This is a genomic window from Pedobacter sp. N36a (assembly GCF_014472395.1).
Taxonomy (GTDB): domain Bacteria; phylum Bacteroidota; class Bacteroidia; order Sphingobacteriales; family Sphingobacteriaceae; genus Pedobacter.
In genome coordinates this window covers 1-1,354 of record NZ_JACSZW010000036.1, presented here as the reverse complement: position 1 = coordinate 1,354, position 1,354 = coordinate 1, and the positions used below count along the sequence as shown (strand labels likewise).

2 protein-coding genes are annotated in these 1,354 nt (G+C 40.8%); both read left to right on the top strand.

Features of this window, described 5'->3' with window-relative positions:
• Positions 1-346 (top strand): transposase (locus H9X96_RS22380; RefSeq protein WP_370576777.1); only part of this gene is annotated, 346 nt, incomplete at its 5' end.
• Positions 339-1,322, top strand: a complete 984-nt coding sequence (locus H9X96_RS22375) for a transposase (RefSeq protein WP_222943970.1) — start codon at positions 339-341, stop codon at positions 1,320-1,322. The genes H9X96_RS22380 and H9X96_RS22375, both read left to right, overlap by 8 nt.
• Positions 1,323-1,354: the final 32 nt, after the last annotated feature.

The following is a 1,354-nucleotide window of genomic DNA, read 5'->3' as shown; positions in this document are numbered from 1 at the left end:
AGCCGAGCAAACCCTGATCAGTTTATTATTACCGGAAGGTATTCTGGATTATTTTGAATTAACGCAGGTAGAAAAAGAAGGTAAGATGCTAAACATCTACCTTGAAGAGAAAAATATAGCCCCAGATGGGTATGCAAATAAAGACCTTGAGTCCAAGGGATTCTTTCCAGAGGTGAGCATCCAGGATTTCCCCATTCGCGGTCAGAAAGTAGCTTTATGTATAAAAAGGCGGCGCTGGACTGTTAAAAACAGTGGTTTGATTATCAGCAGGGATTGGGATTTAGTAAGAAAAGGGGCACGAATGACAACGGAATTCGGTCTTTTTTTAAAAGGAATATTTGGATAATCATCCGATCAGTTGCTATCATTTAGGTCATTATTTTCAGATAGACGGCAAACAGCTTCAAGAACAATACAAAGAGCATATCAGCGATTACAACGGCTGGGAGCAGAAGGATCATGCGGATGAGTGGATGTTGTTTACAAAGAATGTCAGTCCTTATTTGAGTATCGACGAAACTGCTTTATCCAACGGAGAGCTCTATACTATCGTCACTAATAAAGGAGCGAAAGGACGTAAAGGCGCTATTGTAGCGATGATCAAAGGAACCGTAGCCGAAGATATCATAAGTGTACTGATGAAAATACCGGAAAGACTTCGCAAAAAAGTACAGGAAGTCACCATGGATATGGCTGCAAATATGCAGTTGGCCATCAGAAGATGTTTTACCAATGCGCACAGGGTTATTGACCGTTTTCATGTCCAAAAGCTGGCTTATGATGCTGTACAGGAATGCAGGATCAAATATCGCTGGGAAGCTCTGGATGCAGAAAACGAGGCCATTAAACAGGCAAAGAGAAACAAAACCATCTTCCGTGGGGAAGTGCTTTCCAATGGAGATACCTTAAAACAATTGCTGGCCAGAAGCAGATATTTGCTGTTCAAGCACCACAGCAAATGGACTCAGGTTCAGAAAAATCGGGCTGAACTACTTTTTGAGCGATATCCGGAGTTAAAAAAGGCTTATAAACTATCCCTTAGGTTAGGAGAAATATTTAAGGTATGTAAGAGCAAGGAGCAGGCATTTAAAAGACTGGCATTGTGGTATAATGATGTGGAAGATTCAGCCATAGAAGCATTCAGAACAGTATCCAGATCCATACAGGCTCATTATTTATCTATTCTGAATTTCTTTACAAACAGATCAACCAATGCTTCTGCTGAATCTTTCAATGCAAAAGTGAAAGCTTTCAGGGCTACTTCCAGGGGCGTAAGAGATGTCAAATTCTTTCTGTTCAGACTTTCTAAAATCTATGCTTAAACTTCCTTCCCCCCAAGAATTCCGCTTGATCC